Annotated in this window: 13 protein-coding genes and 2 CRISPR repeat arrays; of the genes, 12 read left to right on the forward strand and 1 reads right to left on the reverse strand. The window is 58.5% G+C overall.

Translation table 11 applies throughout. The features are described from left to right. Window positions 1-7: 7 nt before the first annotated feature. The 9 genes from ACFFT4_RS32895 to ACFFT4_RS32935 all read left to right on the forward strand — a co-directional run bounded on the left by ACFFT4_RS32895 (window position 8) and on the right by ACFFT4_RS32935 (window position 14,887). On the forward strand, window positions 8-877 hold the full coding sequence (locus ACFFT4_RS32895) for a carbohydrate ABC transporter permease (protein WP_378053689.1): 870 nt from the start codon (window positions 8-10) through the stop codon (window positions 875-877). After that, window positions 877-1,695 carry a carbohydrate ABC transporter permease gene (locus ACFFT4_RS32900; RefSeq protein ID WP_378053808.1) on the forward strand — a complete coding sequence of 273 codons (819 nt, stop codon included), beginning with the start codon at window positions 877-879 and terminating at the stop codon, window positions 1,693-1,695. The genes ACFFT4_RS32895 and ACFFT4_RS32900 overlap by 1 nt, the downstream gene beginning before the upstream one ends. 55 nt (window positions 1,696-1,750) lie before the next feature. Then, the gene (locus ACFFT4_RS32905; RefSeq protein WP_378053691.1) at window positions 1,751-3,361 is read left to right on the forward strand and encodes a response regulator; all 1,611 of its coding nucleotides are present in this window, start codon (window positions 1,751-1,753) and stop codon (window positions 3,359-3,361) included. Window positions 3,362-3,408: 47 nt separating this feature from the next. Continuing rightward, window positions 3,409-5,133: a glycoside hydrolase family protein gene (locus tag ACFFT4_RS32910; RefSeq protein WP_378053693.1), complete on the forward strand. Its 1,725-nt coding sequence runs from the start codon at window positions 3,409-3,411 to the stop codon at window positions 5,131-5,133. A gap of 49 nt (window positions 5,134-5,182) precedes the next feature. Next, a complete protein-coding gene (locus ACFFT4_RS32915) occupies window positions 5,183-5,902 on the forward strand; it encodes an aspartate/glutamate racemase family protein (protein WP_378053695.1) in 720 nt (239 codons plus the stop codon). Between the two features lie 49 nt (window positions 5,903-5,951). Then, on the forward strand, window positions 5,952-7,214 hold the full coding sequence (locus ACFFT4_RS32920; RefSeq protein ID WP_378053697.1) for a ribulose-bisphosphate carboxylase large subunit family protein: 1,263 nt from the start codon (window positions 5,952-5,954) through the stop codon (window positions 7,212-7,214). Window positions 7,215-7,219: 5 nt separating this feature from the next. Further along, complete coding sequence (locus tag ACFFT4_RS32925) at window positions 7,220-8,617, forward strand: four-carbon acid sugar kinase family protein (RefSeq protein WP_378053699.1); 1,398 nt, start codon at window positions 7,220-7,222, stop codon at window positions 8,615-8,617. A gap of 27 nt (window positions 8,618-8,644) precedes the next feature. Beyond that, complete coding sequence (locus tag ACFFT4_RS32930; RefSeq protein ID WP_378053701.1) at window positions 8,645-11,845, forward strand: glycoside hydrolase family 2 TIM barrel-domain containing protein; 3,201 nt, start codon at window positions 8,645-8,647, stop codon at window positions 11,843-11,845. A 735-nt stretch (window positions 11,846-12,580) separates the two neighbouring features. Further along, window positions 12,581-12,872: direct repeats of the CRISPR family, unit length 32 nt; unit sequence GTTTCAATCCACGCTCCCATACAGAGAGCGAC. A gap of 320 nt (window positions 12,873-13,192) precedes the next feature. Then, window positions 13,193-14,887, forward strand: coding sequence for an AAA family ATPase (locus tag ACFFT4_RS32935; RefSeq protein ID WP_378053810.1), 1,695 nt, complete (start codon window positions 13,193-13,195; stop codon window positions 14,885-14,887). A gap of 725 nt (window positions 14,888-15,612) precedes the next feature. After that, window positions 15,613-17,022: direct repeats of the CRISPR family, unit length 32 nt; unit sequence GTTTCAATCCACGCCCCCGTACAGGGAGCGAC. A gap of 383 nt (window positions 17,023-17,405) precedes the next feature. Here the strand turns inward: ACFFT4_RS32935 and ACFFT4_RS32940 are convergent. Continuing rightward, window positions 17,406-19,469, reverse strand: a complete 2,064-nt coding sequence (locus ACFFT4_RS32940) for a GxGYxYP domain-containing protein (protein ID WP_378053703.1) — start codon at window positions 19,467-19,469, stop codon at window positions 17,406-17,408. A gap of 289 nt (window positions 19,470-19,758) precedes the next feature. Between ACFFT4_RS32940 and ACFFT4_RS32945 the strand changes: the two genes are divergently transcribed. From ACFFT4_RS32945 to ACFFT4_RS32955, 3 genes are all read left to right on the forward strand, one after another. After that, window positions 19,759-20,913 carry a GntR family transcriptional regulator gene (locus ACFFT4_RS32945; RefSeq protein WP_378053705.1) on the forward strand — a complete coding sequence of 385 codons (1,155 nt, stop codon included), beginning with the start codon at window positions 19,759-19,761 and terminating at the stop codon, window positions 20,911-20,913. A 217-nt stretch (window positions 20,914-21,130) separates the two neighbouring features. After that, a complete protein-coding gene (locus tag ACFFT4_RS32950; protein ID WP_378053707.1) occupies window positions 21,131-23,338 on the forward strand; it encodes a hypothetical protein in 2,208 nt (735 codons plus the stop codon). A 76-nt stretch (window positions 23,339-23,414) separates the two neighbouring features. Further along, on the forward strand, window positions 23,415-26,489 hold the full coding sequence (locus tag ACFFT4_RS32955; RefSeq protein ID WP_378053709.1) for an alpha-mannosidase: 3,075 nt from the start codon (window positions 23,415-23,417) through the stop codon (window positions 26,487-26,489). Window positions 26,490-26,491 lie beyond the last annotated feature (2 nt).

Below are 26,491 nucleotides of genomic sequence, written 5' to 3' on the forward strand. Positions count from 1 at the left end.
GGGAGACGTGGAAAGGCGCAAATATCCACTTTATTTTTCTTACCCCGCAGTCGCCGTTTTTCTGTTGTTTTTTATCGCCCCGACGCTGTTCGGAGTGTATTACAGCTTTACGGACTGGAACATTAACGCCGATTCGGTCAAGTTCATTGGCTTCGACAATTACGCGGCTCTTTTCCGGGAACCGAGACTGGGGAAGGCGCTTAGCAATACATTGATTTTCGCTGCGGCGGTCACCGTCCTGCAGAACGTCGTCGGCTTCGCGCTCGCGCTTGTCATGAACGAGTCGATCCGGATGAGGAATTTTTTCCGCACGGTCTTTTTTATGCCGTACGTCATCGCGCCGATCGTCATCGGTTACGTGTTCCGCGCCATCTACCATCCCGAGCACGGCATCGTCAATACGATTCTCGAAGGCGTCGGACTCGGCTTTATGGCCCAGGACTGGCTGAACGATCCGAAGTGGGCGCTGTTTTCGATCATTTTGACGGACTTGTGGAAGGTATCGGGCTTTACGATGGTCATCTACTTGGCCGGCTTACAGTTTATTCCGAAGGATTTGCTGGAGAGCTCGGCCATCGACGGAGCCAACTACTGGCACCGGCTCAAAAATATTATTTTGCCGCTGGTCGCCTCGTCGACAACGGTCAACATCCTGCTGTCGCTCATCGGCTCGATGAAGGTGTTCGAGATGGTCATGGTGCTGACGGACGGCGGTCCGGGCTACACGACGGAGGTTTTCTACACCTACATCCGCAGCACGTTCAGCATGGGGCAGATGGGCTACTCGACGGCGATCAACCTGGTCTTGTTCGCGCTTGTTACCGTTGTCGGCCTTCCGGTGCTGGCGGCGCTTAAGAAGCGGGAGGTGGAGATGTGATGAGACAGGGAGGCAAAAAGCTCGCGCTGCATCTCTTCGTCCTGCTCGGAGCGCTCGTCATCCTCATTCCGTTTTACATGATTCTGGTCAACTCGTTCAAGGGCGTCCGCGAGTCGGCGCTGTTCGGCATGGGGCTTCCGTCGGAGTGGATGTTCGGCAACTATGAAAAAGTATTCGAGCAGGGCAACATTCTGCGCGGCTTCAAAAACAGCTTTCTGCTGGCGGGGCTGACCGTCGTCTGCGTCAATCTGTTCGCGTCGATGGCCGCCTTCGTGATTCAGCGGCGCGACGACCGGCTTATGCGCGGCCTGTATATGACGTTTATTCTCGGCTTGATCGTGCCGGTGTCGATCGTGCCGACGATCCGGCTTATGGACATGCTCGGCATCAAGGGCACGTACTTCAGCATGATCATGTACTACACGGCGGTGCTGCTTCCGTTTTCCGTTTTTCTGCTGGTCGGCTTTATGAAGCAGATTCCGCGGGAGCTGGACGAGGCGGCGCAGATCGAAGGGGCGGGATTTTTCCGTCTGTACGCCCGGATCATCCTGCCGCTGCTGGTCACCGTGCTCGTCACGGTGTCGATTGTCGTGATCGTGTCGGTGTGGAACGACTTCTTCGGGCCGTTCTACCTGGTGACGGACAGCACGAAGTGGACGATCGTGCTGCAGATTTTCAACTTCGTATCGCTGTACAACACGAACTGGGGCGTCGTCTTCGCCTTCATGGTGATCGTCGTGCTGCCGGTGCTGCTCGTCTATCTGCTGCTGCAGCGCTATATTATCGACGGTTTGACGGCGGGTTCGGTCAAGGGCTGAGACGGAACAAGAGATTATGGAGGCCGGGGGGCCGCGCAAAAGGAGGAGGTTCGGCATGCGGAAGGTGATGGTGGTCGACGACGAGATGTGGGTTCGGCGCGGGCTCATTCAATCGATTCCGTGGGAGCGGCTGAACCTCCGGCTCGCCGGCGAAGCCGCGGACGGACAGGACGCTTACGAGATGGCCTTGGCGCAGAAGCCGGACCTGCTGTTTCTCGACATGCGGATGCCGGGACTGGACGGCAAGGAGCTGCTGGCGCTGCTGGACGGCGCGCTGCCGGAGCTGCTCACGATCGTCGTCAGCGGCTATTCGGATTTCGAGTATACGAAGCAGGCGATTCGCCATCATGCCTTCGACTATTTGCTCAAGCCGGTCAAGAAGGAGGAGCTGACCGCCGTGCTGGACAAGGCGGTGGCGGAGCTCGACCGGAGGGCGGGCGAGCGCCGGAAAGTCGAAGAGGCGGGGAGAAGCGACGGATGGTTTCGCGACTTGCTGCTGGAACGCGCCGGTCGGGAGCGGGAAGGCGGCGGTCCGCCGTCTTCCTGGGCGGGCAAGGAGGCGGTCGTCTTCGTCGCCCAGGCCGACCGGTATCGGGAGGACGGAGGCGGCGCGGCCTGGCTGCGTCCGCTGCGCGATAAGCTTGAGCGGGAGCGGGCGTTCTACTTCGGCGGCGAGTGGGAGCTGGCTTTGTCTCCGTCGCCGGACGGCCGCCCGGGAGCGGTCGGCGCCCTCGCGGCGGACCCGTTGGCTCCCGGCGAGCTGAAACGGCTGCTTGGCGCCGTGCAGGCCGAGCTGAAGCGGATGGACGGCGTCGGCTACAGCATCGGCGTAAGCGAGAGCGCGGCCGCGGAGGCGGGGGCGGGGGCGGCTGGGCTGAGGCGGGCATTCGAGCGGGCGCAGGCCGCCCTTGCCGGCCGGAAGCTGTCGGAGAAGGAAGCGCTCTTGTCGGCTTCGCCTTCGTCCGCCTCGGACGGCTCCGCCGGGTCGGCCTCGCAGCCGTATCCGCAGAAGCGCGAGCAGGCGTTCCTGCTGGCGCTGCAGATGGGAAACCGGGAGGAAGCCGAACGGGAATTCGATCTGCTGCTCGCTTCCGTCTGCTGCGAATCGGCGACGGCGGAGCGGCTCCACCAGGCCGCCGCCCTGCTCGTCCATGCGATCGAGCGCCAGCTGCGCGCCCACGATTCCGGGCTGGAGAGCGTCTGCGGCAGGTCCCCGCTGGAGCTGACGGAGGAGCTGCGGGCCAGGAGCGATCCGGATTCGGTGCGGGCGCTGTTCGCCGAGGAGCTGATTCCGGCCGTGCTGGCGTCGGCGGAGCGGCAGGGAGCGACGCAGGGAGAGCGGATCGTCCGCGAGGTGCAGAGGCTGATCGAGTCGCACTACGACCAGCCGCTGTCGCTGCAGCAGATCGCGGAAAGCCGCTTCGTCAATCCGGACTACCTGAGCCGGCTGTTCAAAAGGATGACCGGGCACAATTTCGTCGATTACCTGGCGGATATCCGCATTCGGCAGGCGATGGAGCTGATGCGCGTGCCGACTTATAAAAACTACGAGATCGCCCGCAAGGTCGGGTATGAGGATTATCGGTATTTCAGCCAGATTTTCAAGAAGAAGACCGGCAAGACGATCGGGGAATTCCGCAGCGAGTTCGTCTGCGGCAAGACGTGAACGCACGCAAGCTTTGCGCGACAAGAACGGAAGAGGAGAGATAGAATATGGCTAAACGACTGATTCCCGATACGCTGATGCTGGAGGAGCGGGCCGGCCATGCGCTGAACGCGATGGCGGGGATGTCCGATCCGGATTTTCACGGCTATCCCTTTTTCGCGGCGAACCTGATGACGGAACCGGCCAATCTGACGCACGGAGACTGGGATTTCGGCTCGTCGCACGGCCGCATGATCGACGGCATGATTTTGGCCCGCCACATGTCTGGAGAGACGCTGGGCGAGGAGATCGAGGCGCAATATCGCGAGAACCTGCTGACGTTCTTCAAGGAGGACGGACTCAGCTACCGGCAGCATAACCCGAATTTCGACTGGGAGCAGAACGCCAATCTGATCGATCAGCGGGCCGTCATTTTGTCGCTGACGACCTGGTACATGACGACCGGAGATCCGAAGGTCAAGGAGGCGGCCGACCGTCACGTCGCCGCGCTGAAGCGAATCGCAATCAAGGAGCGCGAGGTGTGGTACTATCCGGCCTCGGAGTACATGGAAGACGGCTGGCCGTCCCGCAACGCCGTCCTGCTCCGGCTTGCTCCCGATCCGGCCGCGTTCTGCGGACGGCTCATTATGCCGCTGCTCAAATATTACGAGGTGACGGGCAACAAGGACGCGTTCGAGCTGTGCCGCTTCTTCACCGCGCTGATCGTCGAGCGCAGCGGCGTGTTTAACGAGGACGGCAGCTTTAACGACGCGCTGGCCTACCGGAGCGGCCATTTCCATACCCGTCTCGGCACGCTGGACGCGATCGCCCGCTTTGGCGTCTTTACGGGCGACGCCAAGCTGATCGCCTGGGTGGAGAAGAGCTTCGCTTGGGCGCTGACCAAGTGCACTTCGTTCGGCTGGACGCCGGGCGACTTGAAGGAGCAGGCGTACGAGCACGAGACCTGCTCGCTGGTCGATCTGATCGCGACGGGGATCACGCTGGCCAAGAGCGGATACACGAAATATTGGGGAACGGTCGAACGGTTCCTCCGCAATCATCTGGCCGAGTCGCAATTGCTCGACCTCGATTGGGTGAAGGAAACGGACGACAAGTCGGGCAACGTTCCGGGCTTCATCAGCTACACCGACGTCGCCAAGCGCACCCGCGGAGCTTTCGCCGGCTACTCTGCTCCGAACGACTTCTGCTGCGACGTCAATCACGGACGCGGCCATACGAACGACCTGCAAATCTGCTGTCTCGGCTCCGGCACCCGCGGCCTGTACATGGGATGGAGCAATACGATCACCGAGCGGGACGGCAAGGTGAGCGTCAACTTCCTGCTCAATCGCGGTTCGGTCTGGCTGGACGTCGACAGCTATTTGCCTCATGAGGGGAAGGTCGTGCTGCACGTTCGCCGGAATATCCCCGAGCTGCGGATCCGCATTCCGGAGTGGGCCGGATATACGAAGGTGAGAGTCGTCCGCGAGCGCGGCGGCAGCGTCGCGGAAGCCCGCGGCATGGACCCGAGCAGCTGGGTCAAGGAGCATTTCCTGCTGCTGGGCGAGGCGAGCGAGGGAGAAACGATTACGGTGACGTTCCCGCTCGATATGCGCACGACCGTCGAGACGGCGATCGGACAGACGTTCCTGACGCAATGGTGCGGAGACGACGTCGTCGGCATTTCCCCGGAAGGACGCTATCATCCGTATTATAGCGGACGCAAGGTGTACGAGACGGCGCCGATGCGCGAGGGCGATTACCGGCGTCCGGACAAAGAGATCGTATGGTGACGCGCGGGCACGCGATGCCGCGCCGAACCGTCAAAGGAGGAACAAAGCGATGAAAACCGTCGTTGCCGTCTATACCGGCCAGGGGCTGGCCGATCCGCTGAAGGCCGTATTCCGCGAGCTGCTGCCGGACGTAAGGCTGGTGAACATTATCGACGACTCCTTGATCGGAGACGTCGTCCGGGCGGGACATATTCCGCCGGGAGTCGCCCGCAGGCTCGTGCAATACTTCCATCACGGCGAAGAGCTGGGAGCCGACGTGATCCTGAATACATGCTCGTCGGTCGGCGAGGTCGCGGACGAGGCGCGCAAGCTGATCGGCGTCCCGATCGTCAAGATCGACGACGCGATGGCGGCCAAGGCGGCCGCCGACTACGGCCGCGTCGCCGTGCTGGCCACGCTGCCGTCGACGCTGCGGCCGACGATGCGCCTCATCGAGGCGAAGGCGGCCGAGCTGGGCCGAGACGTCAAGCTCGTCAACGGACTGGCGGAAGGCGCGTTCGAAGCGCTGACCGGCGGCAGGCCGGAGGAGCACGACCGCATTTTGCTGGAAACCGCGCTTCGCGCCGCCCGGGACGCGGACGCGATCGTGCTGGCGCAAGGCTCGATGGCGCGGATGGAGAAGGCGCTGGCCGCCGAGACCGGCAAGCCGGTGCTCTCCAGCCCGCGTCTGGGCGTGGAGCAGGTGAAAATAACGTTGGCGCGCTTAAGTCGGGGAGAGACGATCGACAAGCCGGTCTTCGGAGGCGGCGGTCTGCCGCCGGTATGCTGAGAGACGGCGCGGGAGCCGAAATCGCGGGAGGATTCAGGGGGAACGGAACATGAGCGAAGAACGCGTCAAGGCGGTCTATTTGGCGGAAACGCCGCATTCGCTGGAGAAGGTCGCGCAGATCATCGCCGGGGAGCAGTCGACGGGAACGTTCACGGCGGTTCCCGGCGAGACGGATGCGCTGAAGGAGCGGCATGCCGCCAGAGTGGAAGCGATCGAGGAGCTGGAGGCGGCGGACGCTCCCTCCCTGCCCGGCGCGAAGCTGCCGCCGGGACACGACGGCAAATACAGGCGGGGGCGTGTGACGGTGTCGTTCCCGCTGCATAATTTCGGGCCTTCGATCCCGAATCTGATGTCCGCGGTCGCGGGCAATTTATACGAGCTGCAGGAGCTGTCGGGCCTGCGGCTCGTCGATCTGGAGCTGCCCGCTTCGTTTGCCCGGCGTTATCCGGGACCGAAGTTCGGCATCGACGGCACGAGAAGGCTGACGGGCGTCTACGGGCGGCCAATTCTCGGCACGATCGTCAAGCCGAGCGTCGGGCTGTCGCCGGAGGAGCTGGGCAAGCTGGTGTACGAGCTTGCGCTGGCGGGGATGGATTTTATCAAGGATGACGAATTAAACGCCGATCCGCCCTATTTTCCGTTGGAACTGAAGGTAAAAACGGTGATGGAGGCGGTGGAGCGGGCGGCGGACGTCACCGGTAAAAAGCTGATGTACGCGTTCAACATTACGGGCGACATCGACGAGCTGAAGGCGAATCACGACCTGGTCGTCCGGTCGGGCGGCACGTGCGTCATGGTCAGCATTCTGAGCGTCGGGTTGGCCGGGTTGGCTTACTTGAACGGCTTCAGCGAGGTGCCGATTCACGGGCATCGCAATCAATGGGGGATGCTGACGCGGGCCCCGCTGCTCGGGATCGAGTTTGCCGCCTACCAGAAGCTCTGCCGGCTCTGCGGGGCGGATCAACTGCACGTCAACGGCTTGAACAGCAAGTTTTACGAAAGCAACGAGTCCGTGCTGCGCTCGATCAAGGCATGCGCGACGCCGCTGTTCGGCGGCTGCGAGGCGATGCCGGTCGTATCGTCGGCTCAATGGGCGGGAACGGCTCCGGCGACCTACGAGGCGACGGCGGGAAGCGTCGACGTCATGCATCTGGCGGGAGGCGGCATGCTGGCGCATCCGGACGGCCCCGCCGCGGGCTTCGAGAGCATGAAGCTCGGCTGGGAGGCGGCGGTCCGGGGCATTCCGCTGGACGAATATGCGCGGAGCCATCCGAGCCTGCAGCGGGCCATCGACAAATACGGAAAGGGCTGATGCGGATGAATGCGAACGAGACGGCTCGCCCGGCCGCGACGGGCAGACGCCCGATCTGCTATTATGGAGACGACTTTACCGGTTCGACGGACGTGCTGGAGGCGCTGTTCCGCTCCGGGCTGAAGCCGGTGCTGTTTCTGGAGCCGCCGACCGCTGAACGGCTTGAGGGCCGGTTCGCCGGGGCCGACGCCTTCGGCGTGGCCGGCGTCGGCCGCTCGATGTCGCCGGACGAGATGGAGCGAGAATTGCGGCCGATCTTTGAAACGCTGAAGGATGCCGGGGCGTCGATCGTCCATTATAAAATTTGCTCGACCTTCGATTCCTCGCCGGACACGGGCAGCATCGGCAAAGCCGCGGAGATCGGCCGCGACGTGTTCGGCGGGCGCTACATTCCGCTGCTGGTCGGGGTGCCTTACCTGGGCCGGTACACGCTGTTCGGCCATCATTTCGCGACGGCCGGGGAGAAGGTGCACCGGCTCGACCGCCACCCGACGATGTCGCGCCATCCGGTGACGCCGATGGACGAGGCGGATTTGCGTCTCCATCTGGCCAAGCAGACCCCTCTAAGTGCGTCTTTGCTGGATATTCTGGCGCTGGAAGGCGAGATGAAGGATGTTCGCTCCCGGCTGGAGGCGCTGCTGCGCGACGAAGCGCCGGACATCGTGCTGTTCGACGCCTTCGACGAGAAGAGGCTGCGGACGGCGGGACGGCTCATGCTGGAGGAGGCGGAGCGCTCGGGCCCTCTGTTCGTCGTCGGCTCGTCCGGCATCGAATACGCGATAGGCGCGTGCCTCGAGGCGGACGGCTCGATTCGCGGGGGCGCGGCGGAGACGGCCGTCGCCCCCGTCGACCGGCTGCTCGTCGTCTCCGGGAGCTGCTCGCCGGCGACGGAGCGGCAGATCGCCGAGGCGCTCGAAGCGGGCTTCGCCGGCATTCGCGTGCCGGTGCGCGAGCTGATCCGCCCGGAGCTGGCCGACGAGGCGAGAAGGCGCCTGCTGGAGGAAGCCGGGGAGCTGCTGAAGGCCGGTCGAAACGTCGTGCTGTATTCCGCTTCGGGTCCCGCCGACCCGAGCATCGCCGAGCTGCGCCTTGCGCTTGAGGCCCAGGGCTTGCGGCCCGAGGACAGCAGCCGCGTGCTCGGGGCCGAGCTGGGCTCGCTCACCCGGACGCTTGTCGCTCGGGCCGGGCTGTCCCGCGTGCTGATCGCGGGAGGGGACACGTCCGGCTACGTGGCGAGGGAGCTGGGCATCCACGCGCTCGAATGCGTGTCCGCGCTCGCTCCGGGGGCGCCGCTGTGCCGGGCGTTCTCCGACGAGGCGGAGCTGGACGGACTGGAGCTTGTGCTCAAGGGCGGACAGGTGGGCGGGGCGGGCTTTTTCGAGCGGGTGCTTAAAGGGCAATAAAGAAAGAGACGGAGGAGAAAAGAAACGATGCTGGAACTGCGACAGGGGCCGGGACGGAACGATGTTGATGTGCCCGACTGGATGAATCTCGACGTGCCGGGGAGGAATACGGAGCCTCCGCACGCTTATCTGATTCCTTATGCGAGCCGAGAGTCGGCGGTGAAGGAGGCGCGCGAAGCGTCCCCTTTTTTTCGTTTATTGAACGGGAATTGGAAGTTTCGTTATTGCGAATCGCCGGAGCAGGCTCCGCCGAAATTCGAGGAGCCGCATTATGCGGACGGGGACTGGGACGAGCTTCCCGTGCCGGGAAATTGGCAGCTGCACGGCTACGGCCGTCCACACTACAGCAGCTGCCCGTATCCGTTCCCGGTCGATCCGCCCTATGTGCCTCGGGACAATCCGACCGGGTGCTACCGGACCTCGTTTCGCATCGACGAAGCTTGGAACGGGCGCAGCGTCCGCCTTGTTTTCGAAGGGGTAGATTCCGCTTTCCACGTCTGGGTTAACGGTTCGCCGGTCGGCTACAGCCAGGGAAGCCATATGGCTTCCGAGTTCGACATTACGGACAGGCTCGTTCCCGGCGACAACGTCTTGGCTGTCAAAGTGTATCAGTGGTCGGACGGAACTTATCTCGAAAGTCAGGACAAGTGGCGGTTGAGCGGTATTTTCCGCGATGTGTATTTGTTGGCCATGGCTCCGCTTTCCGTTCGGGACGCGAAGGTTGTCGCCGAATGGGAGGAAGGCGGAGGTAGAGGAGAGCTGCAGGTGGCGTTGGCCGTCGCCAATCTGTCGCGGACGGAGCAGCCGGGGGGCTGCAGGCTGCGGATCGAGTTGCTGGACGCCGAGGGGCAGTCGGTGCTGGAGCGCGATGAAGCGGTCTCGCCGCCTCCGGGAGAGGAACGAAGCGTGACACTGAACGAAGTGTTGGCTAATCCGAAGCCGTGGACGGCGGAGACGCCGTATTTGTACACGCTGCTGCTCACGGTGAGCTCGCCGGACGGTCGGATGGCGGAGGTGAAGCGGGTTTTCGTCGGATTTCGCAGCGTTCGGGTCGCGGACGGCAAGCTGTTCGTCAACGGGCAGCCGATCATCGTCAAGGGGGTCAATCGCAACGAGTTCGATCCTTGGCGCGGCTTCGCGACGACCGTCGAGTCGATGAAGCGGGACGTCGAGCTGATGAAGCGGCACAACATCAACACGGTTCGGTTATCCCATTACCCGAACGATCCGCGTTTTCTGGAGCTGTGCGATCGTTACGGACTGTACGTCATCGACGAGGCGGACCTGGAGACGCACGGCTTCGCGTTTACCGGAGAGCGCGTGAACCAGGAGACGCCGGGCTTCGCCAAGGGAGCTGCGGAAAGCTATCTGTCCAAGCATCCGGACTGGACCGAGGCGTATATCGATCGGGCGAGACGCATGGTGGAGCGCGATCGCAATTTTCCGTCGATTATCGTCTGGTCGCTTGGCAACGAATCCGGGTACGGTCCGAACCACGATGCGATGGCCGCTTGGGTGCGCGAGGCCGATCCGACCCGTCCGATCCATTACGAACGGGCGTACGACGCTCCGATCGTCGATATCGTCAGCACGATGTATCCGTCCGTCGATATGCTGATCGCCGAAGCGAACAAGCCGGACGCCCGCCCTTACCTCATGGTCGAATACGGCCATGCGATGGGCAACTCCGTCGGCAATCTGCAGGAATACTGGGACGCCATCTACCAGTATCCGCGCCTGCTCGGCGGCCTGATCTGGGAATGGGCCGATCTGGCGATCGGGCGGCGGACCGAGGACGGGGAACCGTATTATTTGTACGGAGGCGATTTCGGAGAGGAGCCGCACAGCGGCAACTTCTGCATTGACGGCCTGCTGTTTCCGGACGGTACGCCGAAAGCTTCGCTGCTGGAATACAAAAAAGTGCTCGAACCGGTCAAGACGGAGTCGTGGAATGAGGCAACCTGCGAATGGACGATCCGCAACCGTTACGATTTTCTGACGCTGGCTCATCTGCGGGGAGAGTGGGAATTGAAGCGGGCCGGGACAACGATCTCCGCAGGAGAGCTTCCCGTGCTCTGCGCCGGGCCGGGAGAGACGGAGACGGTGCTTATTCCGCTTCCGGAAGAGACGCTGACTGCTTTCGCGGCTTATCGCGAGGGACGTTCGGAGGAGCATGGGCTCGAATCGGGCGAATATTGGGTTCATGTTCGTTTGGTCTTGCGCGAGAATGCGCTTTGGGCGGAGCGGGATTTTGAGATCGCCTGGGAGGACCTGCCTTTGCTCGTCGTTCCGCAAGCCCGAACAGAACTGTTCGATCGGGCGGAGACAGATGAAGAGAGGGACGGAATTCGCATCGAAGAGGAAGATACGCGCGTCCGGGTGCAAGGAGAGGATTTCGAGCTGTCGTTCTGCAAGCGCTCCGGGCAGCTCGAGGAATGGCTCGTCGCCGGCGTTCCTCTGCTCGCTGCCGGACCGAAGCTGAACCTCTGGCGCGCTCCGCTGGACAATGACGTTCGTATGGCGAAGGAATGGGTTAAAGCCGGCTACGACCGTCTTGTAACCAACGTTCGCAACGTCTCTTTCAGCCGCTCGGACGAGTCGGGGTTCGTAGTTACGGTCGATTCCGTCATCGGCGCAAGAGGCGAAAGCGTCGCATTTCGGGCTCGGACGACAACGACCGTAAGCGCTCGGGGCGAGCTTCGAATCGATGTGCGCGCCGAGCCGAGAGAGGGACTGCCGCCGCTGCCCCGCTTCGGCTTCGAGTTGACGCTGCCGTCCGGCTTCGACCGGATGGACTGGTTCGGCAGAGGGCCGCACGAATGCTATGCCGACCGTAAGGAAAGCGGCAAGCTCGGCATCTACGGAGGTACGGTGCAGGAGCAGTTCGTGCCGTATATCAAGCCACAGGAGAACGGCAACAAAGCCGACGTTCGTTGGGCCGCGGTGACGGACGCCTCCGGTCTCGGACTGCGTTTTGCGGCGAGCGGCGGCCTCCCGTTCAACGTCAGCGTGCATCACTACTCCACCGAGGATTTGACGCGTACGAGCCACGTTCACCTGCTAACCAGACTCGACGAAACCATCGTCAAGCTCGACGCCGCCCAAAGCGGAATCGGCAACCATAGCTGCGGTTACGCTCCAACGCTGGAGCAATACCTGCTGCGACCCGATCAACCGCTCTCTTTCTCGCTAGACATCCGTTCTTGCGGAGCTTCTTTTCAGCCATAAGCGGGTGACAGACCATTCTTCTTTCTCGCGAACACCAGACTGATTCATCGGTCATCATAAAGCCAACCAGCGTCCTCCTTGAGGGCGCTGGTTGGTTTGGAGAGGGGGGAGCAACGGGTTAACAGGTCCTCGGCGCTCCTCACAATTTTCGTATATTAACTTTTATGGGGTGTTTTTATATATTTAACAGATTTCATTTATGCTGCGTTATAGAGGGGCCTTTGTCCCACGACACTTCTATTTCGCCCATCATCGGCTTCCGGGAGTCGTATAAGACCGTCACGCGTGCCTATTCGCCCATCACCACCTCCGGCGATTCGTATAAGACCGTCACGCGTGCCTATTCACCCATCACCGGCTCCGGCGGATCGTATAAGACCATCACACGTGCCTATTCGCCCATCATCGGCTCCGGCGAATCGTATAAGACCGTCACACGTGCCTATTCGCCTATCATCGGCTCCGACGAATCGTATAAGACTGTCACGCGTGCCTAATCGCCCATCATCGGCTCTGGGGAATCGTATAAGACCGTCACGCATACCTACTTGAACCGCATTATACGATTTTTTGAGTATTGCTCTAGAGGAAGTCTTTTCATGGGACGTGTGCTCATTGGCGGAAATATTTCAGTCGTAGGAAATTTGATTTCCAATCAGTTTGGAAACGTTGCGGCTCCACACTCTCGTACAGGGAGCGACTGGCAGGCATCGAGCCGAGTGCGGAGATCAACCAGTTTCAATCCACGCTCCCGTACAGAGAGCGACAAATTGTTAAGCAGTACGTGGAAAACATTCAATGTTTCAATCCACGCTCCTGTACAGAGAGCGACGCCGCGAGCGGATCGGCCTTGAACCGTTCCCAGTTTCAATCCACGCTCCCGTACAGAGAGCGACTTGGAAAAGGACTCAGCCAAGGTTTGGTTATAAGTTTCAATCCACGCTCCCATACAGAGAGCGACGCCGAAGTGATCGTGTTGCGCTCCAGCGCGTACGGTTTCAATCCACGCTCCCATACAGAGAGCGACAGCGAACTTGTTGAGCCCTTGCGGAGCAAGGGATTTGGAGCCCTAAAGTGCGAATCGGCTTCTTTGATGCAGAAAACGAGCTTGAAATTAGCACAAAAAGTCAAAAGTTTCTGTGCCGCAAGAGGTGCGGATTTCCCGGGAAAAACATGTGAGCTTGGAGTTCGCACCAGATATTTTCAGTATAGTTCAAGAGGCACTATTCTCCAATACTAATAGCCAAGAGTAACCCTACTTGAAATTTGCCCCATTAATGGTTTACACAATGGCTTGGGTTATACTAACTGTAATGATAAAGCGAGGCGGTGTGGACAGTGAAGCGGATGCCGATCGGAGTGGATGATTTTAAAGCGATTTATGAACGGAATTTATATTATGTGGATAAATCGATGTTTATCAAGGACATTCTCGATGATGGGGCTGAAGTTAATCTGATTGCGCGTCCTCGGAGGTTCGGCAAAACACTCAACTTATCCATGCTGCGTTATTTTTTCGAGAAAACGGAAGAGGATCGCAAATCCCTCTTTCGGAATTTGGACATTTGGCAGCAAGGAGAGCGATACCAGCAGGAGCAGGGCAAGTATCCGGTCATTACTTTAACGATGAAAAGCTTGAAGATGAATACGTGGCAAAACAATTATTCCAGACTTTGTGCATTGTTGGCTACGGAGATAGAACGTCATTCTTATTTGTATGAGAAGGGTACTCTGTCAAGTAATGATAACTATGTAATCAACAGAATTTTGGATAGGTCTGCGGATGAATCGGAGTACGGGGGAAGTCTGGAACTGCTTTCTCGTCTGCTGCATGCTTACCATGGGCAAAAAGTTATTATTCTTGTGGACGAGTACGACACGCTGCTGAATGAGGCATACATCTACGGGTTTTATGACAAGGCGGCTAATTTCTTGCGGATTTTGTTAGGAGAGGCCTTTAAGAGCAATATTCATCTTCGTAAAGGGGTTATGACGGGGATTTTTCGTGTTGCAAAAGAAAGTATTTTCAGTGGATTAAACAACCTCAAGGTGAGTACAATCATTCAGGACGAATACAAGGAATACTTTGGATTTACTGAACCGGAGGTCCAGAAAACACTTGAGGATTTCGGTTTAACGAAACAGGTTGGCGAGGTTATTAAATGGTATAACGGGTATCGTTTTGGGGAAGAAAGGCCGCTCACGATCTACAATCCATGGTCTATCATTCAATATGCGGATCAACGAAAGTTGGTATCGTATTGGGTGAATACGAGTGATAACTTGATCGTACGCAAGCTCGTGACAGAAGGAAGCGGAGAGATACAACAACAAGTTGCGGCGTTGCTGAAGCGACAAGAAATTGGCCCAATTCGGATAGATGATACGATAGTGTATCGAGACGTAGAGCGCTCGTCTGAGACAATCTGGTCGTTTTTACTCATAAGCGGTTATTTAAAGACAGTAAACTTGGAACGTCATACGGAAGGAATGCTTCGGGGGCTGTTCGGAATGCTGACGATTCCGAACGAAGAAGTGCACGATTTTTTCGCGGAAATGCTGTCGAGTTGGTTCTCGGATACGGTAAAGGGCGGCTCTGCGATCAAGCTGTTGCAAGCGTTGACGGACGGGGATATTGCTACTTTTAGCGGAATGCTTCAAGAGACCGTCTTGCATGCGTTTAGCTACCATGACGTGGGCGACGACCGTTCAGAGAGCTTCTACCATGCATTTGTTTTGGGGCTTCTGGTATATCTTGATAAGGAGTACGAAGTGGTCTCTAATCGCGAGAGCGGCTATGGAAGGCATGATGTAATGATCGTACCTCGTGGGAATGGAGAGGGTCGAAAGGGCGTTATTCTTGAGTTTAAAAGAGCGGATAAGCTGCAGGAAGAGTCGATAGATGCGGCTCTTGATGCAGCGCTACGACAAATTGAAGAAAAGCAGTATGAGGCGGTGCTCCGCTCTCGTGGTATTCAGAACGTCATCAAGCTTGGCGTTGCTTTTAAGGGCAAACAGGTAAAAGTTAAGGGTGGGGAGTAGACGGTTTGAGCAAATTTCCATGGATTTGCAGAGAGAAGAGCGATTGAAAATAGAGATTTTTGAGTGAGGGGGGCGCTTTCGAGCGTCCTTTTTGTGGCTTAACGCTCTTTTGGCGTTCCAATTTATGCCCTATACAGGAAGGGCGACTCGCCACCCGAATGATCATCCTCGTTGTCGTAGTTTCAGTCTTGACTCCCATACGAGAAATGATAATGACGAGACGCCGCAACAAAAGATGCTCTAGTTATGGGCAAATACCTTGGGCTTCAATCCAGGCTTCCGAACAGGGAGCGACATCTATCCCTAACGACCCATTTTGTGAAATAGAGAGGAGATTGATAGGACTGAAACACATCCTGGTAAGTATTTATTCGAGGGGATAAAGTATCTCCCAAAAACCCATAAATATTAAAACGATGCCACTGGTAATTTGACCAAGCTTAATTGATTTACGCCTCGATGGGTCTGTGTGGTGATTTTTAGTTAAAGTTTTTGACCGGGGAGATAGCCACACATACAAAAAGACTAAAATAGCAAAAACGAAGCAAACTATAGACCTGCCGGGAATAGTCATGTGATCCTCCTAATTACAAGTGATTGTTAGTATTTTAAACGTCACTAGGGTAAGCGACAATACGACCCATTTTGTTCATTCACTTAAAGTTTCAATCCACGCCCGTACCGGGAGCGACGAGCGGCAGCGACAGTAGCTCCTGGCCAAAGCGGTTTCAATCCACGCCCCCGTACCGGGAGCGACCTATGCCATGTGACGCCAACGTCACACTAAGAAGTTTCAATCCACGCCCCCGAACAGGGAGCGACGTGATATAGAAGAGATCACCGCCTGGGGATACCCGTTTCAACCCACACTCCCGAACAGGGAGCGACATGACCGTATCCTCGAAGTGTCCGTCATCGTCGAGTTTCAACCCACACTCCCGAACAGGGAGCGACTCTAACCCCTGTACGACTTGTTTAATTCCAACAGGTTTCAACCCACACTCCCAAACAGGAAGCGACGGGGCAACATCGGCATTATCGACGACCCGATCAGTTTCAATCCACGCCCCCAAACAGGAAGCGACTTTCTCGATGAGCTTGTCTGTTCCGCTATGGGAAGTTTCAATCCACGCCCCCAAACAGGAAGCGACCGAACTGACGATCAGCAATCTAAATGCCGTGCCGTTTCAATCCACGCCCCCGAACAGGGAGCGACCCGCTACCAATCCGCCCGATTCTTTCAAGTCGCGTTTCAATCCACGCCCCCGAACAGGGAGCGACCTGCTGGGCAACCTGCATAAAATCCAAATACGAGTGTTTCAATCCACGCCCCCGTACAGGGAGCGACACGGCGTTGGACGCGACGGCGGTCGTCAGATCCTGTTTCAATCCACGCCCCCGTACAGGGAGCGACCGACGCGGACCGGCTCCCCGTCCCAGGAAAAGGCGTTTCAATCCACGCCCCCGTACAGGGAGCGACCAGCTGTAATGCCCGCAACTACCTCTTTATTCTCTGTTTCAATCCACGCCCCCGTACAGGGAGCGACCTTTGGCCTGCATTCGCGTCACGATGCTTGTCACGTTTCAATCCACGCCCCCGTACAGGGAGCGACGCTGAACAAACTTCACGGCCACCACCACCAAACAAGTTTCAATCCACGCCCCCGTACAGGGAGCGACTTTGATCGTATTCACACAATCCGGATGTATATGTTTCAATCCACGCCCCCGTACAGGGAGCGACCGTCCCTAATTTCAACAGTTCCATTGTCATTACGTTTCAATCCACGCCCCCGTACAGGGAGCGACTCGACGTGTTGCTCGATAAGAGGGACATGTCTCAGTTTCAATCCACGCCCCCGTACAGGGAGCGACCACGGTCACGGCGTCCGACGCGATTTTGTTGCTGTTTCAATCCACGCCCCCGTACAGGGAGCGACGATCAGCGTATAGGCTTGCTCGGACGTGATGCCGTTTCAATCCACGCCCCCGTACAGGGAGCGACGTTCCTCAACAACCTTGGCATTTTTCTCAATCGGTTTCAATCCACGCCCCCGTACAGGGAGCGACATCTTGGCGGAGGGACAGTCGTATTTCCGCCAGGTTTCAATCCACGCCCCCGTACAGGGAGCGACAGCGCCCCTTACGAGCCCTTGCAGGGCTAGGGATTTGGGGCCTGAAAGTGCGAATCGGCATTTTTGGAGGAAAAGGTTGGGTCCAAAATACCTCAAAAACGCCGGAGGCCTTGTGCGGCAAGAGGTGCGGGTTGTCCAGGGAAATCGTGTGAGCCTGGGGTTCGCACCGCATCGAACCGACAGGGGATGTCACTATTATAAGCTTTTTTTGGGAAGAGGTGTAAGAGAATGTGAGGTTAATAGAGCCTCCAATAGAGCTCCAATAGAACGATATCGTTTGGTCGATTACAGGTCATCCTGTATCGCGCAAGGGTAGGTATGCTAACCATACAGCAAATAAAAACGGCCCCGGTCCCAGGAATTCCAGGACCGAGGCTGTTTCGCTAGCGGATGGGAGGCAGGTTGTGCGCTTTGCGGATGAGCGAGAAGTAGCGGTCCGCGAGAACGGATTCGTATTCCGGACCGAGCTGGTTATCGAGCTCGGCGACGTCCGAAGGCGTCATGCTCCATGCCAGCAGTCCCAGGGAGACAAATAGCGGAGACTTGCCGTCCCAGCCTGCCTTCGCCTCGGCCAGAACGGAGAGTCCGTCCTGCACCGTGCTAATGCCGTGCATGGTCGAGACCGGCAGGTTTCCGTTCGCCAGCTCAACGCCGTGCCGGCCTTCCCAGCTCAAGAAAAGGCCCGGAGCTTTGTAATGCGTCCGATAAGCTTCTGCGACCGCCGGTTCAAGCGGGACGTTGTCGCCGTCGATTCGGTTCAGGACGTACGGGATCATCATCCCGGATTTTTTCAAGTAAGGATAAGTCCGCCGCAGGAAGTCCGCGAACGAATCGTCCGGCCAGACGCTCGGGTAGAAGTAGCCGGCGCCCGAAGGTCCGGCGATCAGCAGGTCGTTGTTCGTTGCCGTGCTGCGGTAATAATTCAGGATCGCCGGAGCGGCGTCATAGAGCAGCGGGCTCGACGTCCAGTTGATCGGCACTTGGCCCCTTGTCGGATCGTCCCATAGTACACGCAGGCGGTGCTGATTGTATTGGAAGTTGTCGCCTTCGCTGAATGTGTAGGTGACATAAATTTTATTTTCCAGCTTAGGCTCCTTGGGCTTGGAAGACGGCGCATGAGTCGGCTTCGTACCCGAGAAAACGGTCAGGTTGCTAAACCAATCGGCCGCCAGCACATAGGCGCCATGGCTGGACGCGATCTCGACGCCGCTGAATTCGCCGTCCACATCGTTGCTGAACCATCCGAGGTACGGAGTGCCCGGGGCGACGTCGGACAGGATGCGCTCGAAGAGCGCTTTCTGCTCCGGCACGTTCGATTCCAGCCAGAACACCATCGCTTTATTGGCGACGGCGTAGTCGCGCAGGTAGCCGTAAGGCTCCTTCTGTTCGGCGGAAGGCGGCTGCTTGCTGCCGGCTGACACTTTGTACTGATTCCACATATCCACCTCGACCGTCAATTGTGTCGTTCCCGAAGGAGGAGCGAACCGGTACACGAAGTAACGGCCGTTGTCGGCAAAGCGGTGACCGCCCTGGCCTTCGGAGACTTGCGAGTTTTGCCGGTCGTACAGATAGGTCTCTTCTTCCGGCGTGCCGGCGATAAATTGTGCGATCGTCTGGCCATCCGCCTTGACGGTCACCTCATGCACGGCCGGTCCCCAGCCATCCTGGGGGAAAGCGTCGTCAAAGCGGAGATAGACGGCCTCGCCGCCAAGAAATGCGGACAGATCGAAAGCGAACGTCTGCCGATTCCCGGCGTCGCGGACTTGTTCCGTCTCTTCCGCGATCGTCTCGAAGGATTCGGGCATACCGGGCGGAATCCGAACGGCGGTGTCGGGGCTGAGTCCGATCAGCATTCTGTGCGTCGTCTGATTCCAAAGGTTGTCGTACTGCCATTGGTAGGCGTCCATGCGGTCCCGGAACATTCCTCTGAAATCTCTGAGTATATGGAGCTTATAAGGTTTTGCGGTCAATACCGCGGCCAATTCCGGACTTGCGACTACGGCATCTCTCAGGCCCGCCAACGTGGTGGCCACATTGATCGAATCCGGTACCGCCGGATCGTAGACGATGATGCCTTTGATTTCCTTGCGATAAGCGCCGAATACGTCCCAAAAATCGTCATGAAGACGGTAAGGAACGGCCAGATCGTCCAACCAGGTCAGTCGGCCTTCTTCCTGGTTTTCGAGCAGATAAATTCGCGGCTCCTTCCGGTTGACAATGCCCTGAAGCGTGCTCATCATCAGCTTGACGTCTCCCGGAGCGTCGTAGATGTCGGCGACATCCAGGTGCTTGGCCTGGTTAAAGTTTGGAAGAGCCTGATCTTTAGGCCAGACGATTTTGCCCGCTTGCGAGGAGGCGTTCCCCGTGGAGGCGGCTGCTGTACCGATCGACAACGCCAAGGCGCACAAAACTGCGATACTCGAAGCGGCAAGTTTTCTTCGGGTCATCGGTGGATCACTCCTTTTCCTTCTTATAAATTCGCAAACTCAATACATATTAAATATATTCAAATATAATTTTTCAAGACATTCGACAAACGTTCCGACGATTCTGCATAAAATCCGATTTGAAGGCTCGATCAACGACTGAATCCGCGCAAGGACCGGTCGTTTTTACCGCAGGATATAGGCTGTAGTGCCCGGATTTTTGGAGCTTTTCCGAAGCTTCTCTGTTGCTCTTTGCAAATGTGGCATATATTATATATTACAAATGTCGCAATTAGGATGGGTGGTTACAATGAGTACGAACGACCGTGTTCCGTTATATCAGCAAATCCAGGATTATATACGGGACATCATCGCCGTGGAGGAGATGGAGACGGGGGACCGGATACCTACGGAGAAGGAGCTGATGGAACGATTTCAGGTCAGCAAAATAACGGTGGCCAACGCGTTGACCGGGCTTGCGAACGAACAGATCATTACTCGCGTTCCCGGCAAGGGGAGCTTTGTGGCGGATAAGGGACTAAAGCTGCGGGCTCCGTCTTCTTCCGCGCCCTCGCAGGGAAAGGATGGCGGAGAGCGGACCGCGCATACGGGAATGATTGGCCTGGTCATGCCGTCGATCGACGATTATTTCGCTATCCGGCTGGTCGAGGGCATTCGCTGCACGCTCGACGAGGAAGGGTATCGGAGCTTGATTATGCTGACCGGCAGCAAGCTGGAAAAAGAAAAAGAAGCAATCAAGGAGCTGAAGGCGCTCGGAGCGGAAGGGCTGCTCATTTTCCCGGTGGACGAGGAGAAATATAACGAGGAAATTTTGAGCATGAAGCTCGGGGATTTCCCGTTCGTTCTGATGGACAGGCACCTGCCGGGCGTCGAAACCCATTTTATCGCCTCGGACGGCCGACAGGGCGTTCGCCTTGCGGTTGAGCATCTCTGGGAGCTCGGACATCGCGAGATCGCGATCTGCTCCGATTCGCCGCTGCTGACCGTGACGGTTCAGGAGCGGATTGAAGGCTATATCGCCGCGTTGAAGGACAAGGGCGCGCTGATCAACCCGGCTCATATGATTACCGGATTCGAACGGGCGGAGAGCCTGAAGGAGGCGGAAGGACATCCGCTGTTCCGGTATATCCGCAACCGAATGGCGACCGCGTACATCTCCTTGAACGGCAGGCTGGGCGTGCATATTTACCAGATGGCCCGGCAGGCGGGACTCGACGTGCCCGGAGACGTGTCGATCGTGAGCTTCGACGACCCGACCTCGATTGTGGAGGAATTCAGCATTTTCACCCATATCAATCAGTTCGAAAGAGAGATGGGCGTCAAGGCGGCCCGCAAGCTGCTCGAGGTCATTCGCGGCGAACGCAGCACCAAAGATTTCGATAAAACGCTGATCGAACCGCAGTTGGTCATTCGCCAGACGTCCGGGCCGAATCGGCAGCGTTAAGAGGCGGACGAGCCTTTGCGAGGGATGGGTTAGAAGTTTGCGAAGAAAAAACAGGCGGCTGTCTTTTCCGAAAGGGAGGCGGCCGCCTGTTTTTGATTTTTATAAAAAACATATTGAATATATATTAAGTTATATATAAAATATATATAGAAGTTGATCAGCAGATTTTGGGAGTGTCCTCGCTTCATATCCGAACCAAAACGGGAGGTTGAACGGGATGTCAAGAAGTCGCACGGAAGAACGGACGGGGTTCCAGGAGTCGGGCCCTTACCATGCGGATTACGATCTGCAGACAGATTTCGTCATGGTGTACGGCATCGACGCTACGATGGAGGAGCGAATCGGCCAGTGGAGGGAAAAAGGCTATGTCGTTCACCTGATGACGGGCATCGCCTGGGGAACCTATAACGACTATCTGGATGGCAAGACAGACGGAAGGGAGCACTGGGACGAAGCGCAGACCGACCGGAACGGCAAGATGATCGTACATGGGACGAAGCCGGTCGTTATTCCGTATATGGTGCCTACACTGAGCTTTACAGATTTCCTGGCTGAACGCATCCGCATCGCAGTAGATGCCGGAGTGGAGGCGATCCATCTGGAGGAGCCGGAATTTTGGGTAAACGGCGGTTACTCCGAAGCGTTCAAGCGCGAATGGCAGCTCTATTACGGCGAGCCGTGGTCGCCGCCGCACGTTTCTCCGGACGCGCAGTATAGAGCATCGAAATTGAAAGCGTTTTTATATACGCGTGCCCTGGATCGTCTTTGCGCCGAAATGAAGGATTACGCTCTGCTCCGGTACGGCCGGCAGCTGCGCTTCTACGTCCCGACCCATAGCTTGATCAATTATACGCAGTGGCGGATCGTCAGCCCGGAATCAAGGCTGCTTGAGCTGCCGTCGATCGACGGATACATTGCTCAAATCTGGACGGGGACTTCGCGGACTCCCAATGTGTACGAAGGGGTGCGGAAGGAGCGGACCTTCGAGACGTCGTATCTCGAATACGGAATTATGCAGGAGCTGGTAAGGGGCACGGACCGCCGCATGTGGTTTCTTCACGATCCGATCGAAGACAATCCGAATCATACCTGGTCGGATTACAAGCAAAACTACATCAAGACGGTTGTGGCCTCGCTCCTTCATCCCGGCGTGGCGCACTTCGAGGTATCCCCGTGGCCCCGGCGGATTTTTCGCGGGAAATATCCGTCGGAGGACGGCAAAGGGAAGGAGCCCATTCCGGCCGATTACGCGACGACGCTGCTGCATGTGATGCATACGCTCGGAAATATGGACCAAAACGAGATCGAGACGGAAGACGAGGTGCAGGGGATCGGGGTGTTGATTGCCGATTCCGCGATGTTTCAGCGCATGAAGCCGAATTCCGCCGATGCCAATGAAGGCAAGTACGACGGCACCGATCCGATAGGCTTCGAGAAAGAAGGAAACAGGGAGATGCTTGATTTCTCCCCGTTTTACGGCCTTGCTCTGCCCCTGCTCAAGCACGGCATTCCCGTGCGGCCGGTGCAGTTGGACAACGTACGGCGCTTCGCTCATTATTTGCAGGATTATCGGGTGCTCCTGCTCAGCTACGAATATATGAAGCCGGAATATCCGGATCTTCATTATGCTTTGTCCGGCTGGGTAAGGGAAGGCGGAGCGCTGATCTATGTCGGAGACGATTCCGATCCGTATCATCGGATTCGGGCGTGGTGGAACGAGAGCAAGGGAACAAGCGCACGAGGCCGGACGTACGTCTCTCCCCGCGAGCATCTGTTCGAGCAGCTGGAGCTTGGCGAGGTGGGAGGCGGCGTCTATAAGGTGGGCAAAGGAGCGGTCGGCTATCTGGCCGTCCGTCCGGACGAATGCGCCGTATCGAAAGCGGGAGCGGAGTCGCTGCGTGCGACGGTGAGACAGGCGATGGAGATGCTTGGAGATCCGGCGTGCGTATGGCGCGCGAAGCATTATTTTAAGCTGCGGAGAGGTCCTTACGTGATCGCGGCGGCGATGGAGGAATCGGTTGCGGATGAGCCGCTCGAAATTGAGGGGCCGGTCGTCGACCTGTTCGATCCGGCGCTGCCGGTTAAACGGAACGTTCGCCTGGCGCCGGGCAAGCAGTCGCTGCTGTTCGACGTAGAGGCAGGCCGTCCGAAATCCGGCGAGGCGGCGGTTATCTCCGCGTCGTCGCGAATCGAGGAATTGACTCATTTGGCGGCGGGTTTTTCGTTCATCGCCAGGGGCCCTGCAAGCATGCGGGCGACAGCGAGGTTCTATTGTCCGCTCAAGCCGATCTCCGCGACGCTCGAATGCGAAGGGAAGACGGAGCCGGCTCCGTGGGAATGGGACGAGGGGACGCGCAGCGTTCTTCTGCATTACAGGCACGGGGACGAAAACAAGGCGAAGATAAGCGTCGCCTGGAAAAGCTGACGCCGCAGCTATCCGGGGACTTCGACGAGAATAGCAATCTATTTTACAGACAGATACGGATAAGGGGATGGATGATATGCCATATGAACCAATCCGGCCGGCGCAGTTGAAGACGATGGTGGATCGGCTTCGGGACGCGATCTACCATCCGCTTGCGGAGCTCGACGTAACGGCCTGGGTGACGACGGAGCCGGTGTCCTATGAGGAACGCATGTCGGGCAACCGTGCGGAGCTTGTCCCCGGAGACCGGTGGGGGAGGCTGTGGGACTGCGCCTGGTTTCGTTTTGCCGGGCGCGTCCCGTCAAGCGGTCGCGGCGCCAAAGTCGTGCTCCTGCTGGATGTGAACGGCGAGCTGTGCATCGTCGACGGTGAGGGGAGTCCCGTGCAGGGGCTGACCAACGTCAATTCCGAGTTCGACTTGTCGCTGGGCTTGCCGGGCAAGCGGGTCGTGGAGATCAGCGACGCTTCGACCGGGGGAGAAGCGATTGAGCTATGGGCGGACGCGGGCTGCAACGATCTGTTCGGCATGTACCGGAGCGGTACGCTGAAGGAGGCGTCCATAGCGATCTGCCGGGAGGACATCCGGCAGTTGTACTACGATGCCGAGGTGCTGCTGGAAACGGCGGACCGGCTGCCGGAAGGCTCCGCTCGCAAGGCGCGGATCTATCAAGCGCTGCAGGAGATCTCGCGGCTCTTGACGACGCTTGAGCCGGAGCGGATCGACCGGGCGAGACGACTGCTTGGCGAGCAGCTGGCGAAGCGGGGCGGGGACGCCGTGCTGACGATCAGCGCCGTCGGACACGCGCATATCGACCTGGCCTGGCTGTGGCCGATCCGCGAAACGATCCGCAAGGGCGCCAGGACGTTCTCGACCGCGCTGCGGATGATGGAACGCTATCCCGACTACGTGTTCGGGGCCAGCCAGCCTCAATTGTACGACTGGATCAAAAGCCGCTACCCGAAGCTGTACGCGCGCGTTAAAGAGCGGGTGCGCGAGGGAAGATGGGAGCCGCAGGGCGCGATGTGGGTCGAGCCGGATACGAACGTGACGGGCGGGGAATCGCTTGTCCGGCAGCTTCTGTACGGCAAGCGATATTTTCGGGAGGAATTCGGCGTCGACATCCGGACGCTCTGGATGCCGGACGTATTCGGATATACGGCCAGCCTGCCGCAGATTCTGAAAAAATCCGGCGTCGATTACATGATGACCCAGAAGCTGTCTTGGAACGCGTACAACCGCCATCCCCACCACACCTTTATGTGGGAGGGCATCGACGGCTCGCAGGTGTTGACGCATATGCCGCCCGAGGATACCTACAACAGTCCGGCCGCGCCGCGTTCGATCGCGAAGGCGGAGAACGATTACCTGGACAAGAACGTCTCGGAGCACTGCCTGATGCTGTTCGGCATCGGGGACGGGGGCGGCGGACCGGGAGAGGAACATCTGGAACGGCTCGCGCGCGAGAAAAATCTGCTTGGTCTGGCTCCGGTCGTGCAGGAGCCTTCATGGCGATTTTTCGAGAGGCTTGACGAAGGACGCGCGCGGTATCAAGCCTGGCGGGGCGAGCTGTATCTGGAAAAGCACCAAGGTACGTTGACGAGCCAGGCTCGCAACAAACGGTTCAATCGGGTCATCGAGAAATCGCTCCGCGAGCTGGAATTTGCGGCGACGCTGGCTGCGCTGGAGAGCGGCAAGTCCTATCCGTACGAAGCGCTGGAGGAAATCTGGAAGGAAGTGCTGCTGTACCAATTCCACGATATTCTGCCCGGTTCGTCGATCAAGCGGGTATACGACGAGTCGCTGGAGCGCTACGCCTTATTGCTGGAGCGGGTGGAGCAAATGATTGCGGAAGCTTACACGGAGCTTGCACGGCTGATGCCGGCCGCGGAGGATGCTGCCGAATCGACCGCCGTCTTTAACTCGCTGCCTTGGGAACGTACGGAATGGATGAAGACAGACGGAGAATGGCAGCAGGTGCGAGTGCCTTCGATGGGCTACGCCGTCGTTCCGGGCCGCTGCGAACCGGGCGGCTCTGCTCCTTCTATGGCGGAAACGAAGGCTTTTGGCGGAGAAATGCGATCATCGGCGAAGGGGCGTCTGCTCGAGAACGACGTGCTGAGACTGGTGTTCGGCGAGGACGGGACCCTCGTATCGATCGTCGACAAAGCCTGCGGGCGAGAGACGATCGCGCAGGGACAGAAGGCAAACGCCCTGGTCGTCTATCCCGATGCGGGCGACGCGTGGGATTTCCGGCAGGACTATCGCCTGAGCGGGGGCGAGCAGTTGGAGCTGATCGGGATAAGCGAGCTGGCGGACGGACCGGTCTTCGGATTGCGGATGCAGTACCGGTACGGAGAATCGACGCTGACGCAGGAGGTGCGGTTGACGCAAAGCAGCCGACGCATCGACTTCGCAACAGTCGTCGATTGGAAAGAGTCCGGACGGATGCTGCGCACCTCTTTTCCGGTTAATATTCGCTCCGACAGCGTGAGCTGCGAGATTCAGTTCGGATACCTTCGCAGGCCGACGCATCGCAATACGATGTGGGATTATGCGAAGGATGAGATCTGCGCCCATCACTGGATCGATCTGTCCGAGCCGGATTACGGCGTGGCGCTTCTGAACGACTGCAAATACGGGCACCGGGTGGAAAACCACGTGATGGATCTCAACCTGCTCCGCAGTCCGTCTCATCCCGATCCCGAAGCGGACCGCGCCGCGCACACGTTCACGTACGCTCTCTATCCGCATTCCGGCGACCATGTGCAGGCCGAGGTCTATAAGCGCGGCTACGAACTGAACGTTCCGCTGCGGACTGCAGCCGTGCAAGCGTCCGACGACAATGCCGATCGGGTTCGGCTGCCTTGGGAGCGAGCCCTCTTGCAGATAGACCGGTCGAACGTGATGGTCGAGACGATGAAGCAAGCCGAAGACGGAGGAGAAGTGATCGTTCGTCTGTACGAAACGTCAGGAACGCGGACGGAGAAGGCCGAGCTGAGATTCGGACTGGAGCTGGAGGCGGCCTGGACGGCCGACTTGATGGAAGCCGCGCTCGAGCGGCTCGTTCCGGAAACGGACGGCAGCCTGCGGCTGTCGCTTGCTCCGTTCGAGATCAAGACGCTTCGCCTGGCGCCTCGAAGAGGAAATTAACG

It is taken from the genome of Cohnella cellulosilytica (assembly GCF_042431195.1).
Lineage (GTDB): Bacteria > Bacillota > Bacilli > Paenibacillales > Paenibacillaceae > Cohnella > Cohnella cellulosilytica.